Source organism: Amycolatopsis sp. SID8362 (assembly GCF_010550475.1).
GTDB lineage: Bacteria > Actinomycetota > Actinomycetes > Mycobacteriales > Pseudonocardiaceae > Amycolatopsis > Amycolatopsis eburnea.
In genome coordinates this window covers 1-2,714 of record NZ_JAAGNB010001122.1, presented here as the reverse complement: position 1 = coordinate 2,714, position 2,714 = coordinate 1, and the positions used below count along the sequence as shown (strand labels likewise).

Sequence of the window (2,714 nt, the reverse complement as noted above, 5' to 3'; positions counted from 1 at the left end):
GCCGAAGGTGCGCCTCGCCGAGCGGTTCGCCGCGGGCCGCGACCCGCGCGTGCTCGTCATGCTGGCCGTGACGGTCCTCGGCTGCCTCGCCGCGTTCATGGTCTACACGTTCGTGTCGCCGCTGCTGGCCGCGACCGCGGGCGTCCACGGCACGACCGTCACGGTGCTGCTCTTCTGCTACGGCGTCGGCGGCGCGGTCGGCAACTTCGCCGCCGGCCGCGCGACCGACCGCTGGGGTTCGCGCACGCCGCTGCTGGTCGTGACGGCCGTGCTCACCGTCGTGCTGGCGCTGCTGCCGGTCGCGACCACGACGCCGATCGCGGCGGGCGCCGCGCTGTTCGTGTGGGGCGTGGCGACGTGGTCGTTCAGCCCGCCGGTGCAGCACCGCCTGATCGAGCTGTCCCCGGGCCACGCCGGCCTGGTGCTCTCGCTCAACGCGTCCGCGATCTACCTCGGCGTCGGCCTGTCCGGCATCGCCGGCGGCGCGGTCCTGACCTCGGGCGGCCCGCTGCTGCTGCCCGAGGTCGCGGCCGCGCTCACCCTCGTCGCCCTGCTGCTCGTGGGCATGGCGTGGGGGCGCGTCCGCGAACCGGTCCCCGCTTAGTCGGCGTGGGCCTGGACTTCGCAGTCCGGCCCGGGGTAGACGAGCGCCTCGTGCCCGTCGGCGAACCGGACCAGGTAGGGCGGCGCGCCGTCGGGCCCGCGGACTTCGAGGATCTCGCCGTGCTGCTCGGCCGACCCCACCGTCCGGCCGTGCACCTGGATTTCGTCTCCCACTCCTGCGTGCATGGGCTTCACCTCCGCATCCAGGGTAGGAGCGAAATCCGGTGCCCGGTCCCGGCGAACGGGTTAGGCTCGGCGGTGTGATCAGCGAATTCGGAGGCGCCGCGCCTCGGCGCCGGTGAGCCCCTCGGTCCGGGTCCGCACGCCGGGCGAGCTGCGGAAGACCCGGCGGCGCAAAGCCCATCCCTGCTGGGGCCACCTGGTGGCCGCCCCGCTCTGGCCGATGCACGGCGCGAACCTCGGCACGCTGCTGCGCACGTGCGACGCGGTCGGCGCGTGCCTGGCCGTCCCGCGCTTCCCGTGGGTGCCGGAGGCCTTGCGCCGCGGCAACACGTTGCGGCGCCCGGCCTGCGTGCACTGGGTGCACGACCCACCGGGCTGGCTCGATCGCGAACGGGCGGCCGGCACGCGGGTGGTCGGTGTCGAGCTGGCCGAGGAAGCGGTGCGGCTGGCCGACCTGCCGGTGGCCCGCGGCCGCACGATCGCCGTGCTGGGCCACGAGGGAACCGGGATCCCGCCGGAGGTCCTCGACCTGCTCGACACCGTGGTCGAGATCCCGATGGTCGGCACCGGCGCGAGCCTCAACGTCGCCGTGGCGGGCAGCCTGGTTCTCTACAAACTTGCGGGACTGGTGTGAGATGAGTCTGAAGTGGACAGTCGCGGAAAACGCGTCGTGGTGCGACCTGGTCTGGCCGGGCCGGTTCCGCCCGCGCGCGTGGACCAGCGCCACCCGCACCCCGGAGTACTACCCGGACGCGGTGACCCTGACCCCCGACGCCACGGCCGCCGACGTCCTCCCGTTCATCGACGGCTCCGCGGGCTGCTCGGTGAAGGACAGCTTCGCGACCCTGGACCTGCCGGGCTTCTCGGTGCTGTTCGAAGCGACGTGGCTGGCGTGCGGCCCGGGCGTTCCCGAGCCGGGCTGGCAGCGGACCGCGTCACCGCTGGGCCCGACCGTGGCGGTGCTGACCCACGGCGAGAACGAGGTGATCGCCCACCGCGGCGAGGGCGTCGTGGGGCTGTCCAACTTCTCGGGCACAGCGGCGGCTTGGCCGGGCGCGGTAGCGGCGGTGGCGTCGGCGTTCCCGGGCGTCCCGGTGGTCGGCTACGAACACGGCGACGCCCTGCGGGTCGCCCTTGATCACGGCGCGAAGCCGCTGGGCCCGCTGCGGATCCTCGTCCGTTAGCCGGTCTTGGCCGCGGCCTTGGCGGCCTTCTTGAACGCCCGCACCTCGGCGAGCGTCTCGGCGCTCGTGACGTCGGCGATCGACCGGCGCGAGCCGCGGTCGCCGTACGCGCCGGCCGCTTCGCGCCAGCCCTTCGGGGTGACGCCGCGCTGCTTGCCCAGCAGGGCCAGGAAGATCTTGGCCTTCTGCTCCCCGAACCCGGGCAGCGCCCGCAGGCGCTTGAGCACCTCGGGCCCGTCGGGCTTCGGCCGCCCGTCGAGCCAGATGCCCTCGGTGCGGCCGTCGTAGTGCTCGATGATGTGCTCCGCGAGCGCGTGCACGCGGCGGGCCATCGAACCGCCGTAACGGTGGATGGCCGGCGGCACGACGCACATCTCGACGAACGTCTCGACGTCGGTCGCGGCGATCTTCGCCAGCGAGAACCCGTCCATCCGGTCGGCGATCTTGCGCGGGCCGGCGAACGCGTGCTCCATCGGGTACTGCTGGTCGAGGAGCATCCCGACGAGCAGGGCGAACGGGTCTTCGTTGAGCAGCTTGTCGCCCGCCGGGTCGCCGGTGAGGTGCAGTTCGCGCAGCATGCCCGTCATCTTGACACAGCGGGCGGGCAGGTCAACGAGCCTTGGCGTACCGCGACGGCGTCGTCCCCAGGTACCGCTTGAAGTGCCGCGTCAAGTGCGCCTGGTCGGCGAACCCCGCCGCGGCGGCGACCTCCGCGGCCGGAGCGCCGTCGAGCAGCAGCCGCCG

6 protein-coding genes are annotated in these 2,714 nt (G+C 73.7%); 3 read left to right on the top strand and 3 right to left on the bottom strand.

Going from position 1 to position 2,714, the window contains the following annotated elements:
- The coding region (locus G3I65_RS35220) for an MFS transporter (RefSeq protein ID WP_160699930.1) at positions 1-604 on the top strand (604 nt) is incomplete at its 5' end.
- On the opposite strand, the gene G3I65_RS35215 is transcribed toward G3I65_RS35220, so the two are convergent.
- Positions 601-789: a DUF1918 domain-containing protein gene (locus G3I65_RS35215; protein WP_160699929.1), complete on the bottom strand. Its 189-nt coding sequence runs from the start codon at positions 787-789 to the stop codon at positions 601-603. The genes G3I65_RS35220 and G3I65_RS35215 overlap by 4 nt on opposite strands.
- A 112-nt stretch (positions 790-901) precedes the next feature.
- On the opposite strand from G3I65_RS35215, the gene G3I65_RS35210 reads away from it, so the two are divergent.
- Together G3I65_RS35210 and G3I65_RS35205 are read left to right on the top strand one after the other, a co-directional pair.
- Positions 902-1,420 carry a TrmH family RNA methyltransferase gene (locus G3I65_RS35210; RefSeq protein ID WP_309235887.1) on the top strand — a complete coding sequence of 173 codons (519 nt, stop codon included), beginning with the start codon at positions 902-904 and terminating at the stop codon, positions 1,418-1,420.
- A gap of 1 nt (position 1,421) precedes the next feature.
- A complete protein-coding gene (locus G3I65_RS35205; protein WP_160699928.1) occupies positions 1,422-1,970 on the top strand; it encodes a hypothetical protein in 549 nt (182 codons plus the stop codon).
- Here the strand turns inward: G3I65_RS35205 and G3I65_RS35200 are convergent.
- The gene (locus G3I65_RS35200) at positions 1,967-2,548 is read right to left on the bottom strand and encodes an HhH-GPD-type base excision DNA repair protein (protein WP_160699927.1); all 582 of its coding nucleotides are present in this window, start codon (positions 2,546-2,548) and stop codon (positions 1,967-1,969) included. The two genes, G3I65_RS35205 and G3I65_RS35200, sit on opposite strands and share 4 nt — an antisense overlap.
- Positions 2,549-2,579: 31 nt before the next feature.
- Positions 2,580-2,714, bottom strand: a 135-nt coding sequence (locus G3I65_RS35195) for a helix-turn-helix domain-containing protein (protein ID WP_160699926.1), incomplete at its 5' end; no start/stop codon positions are given.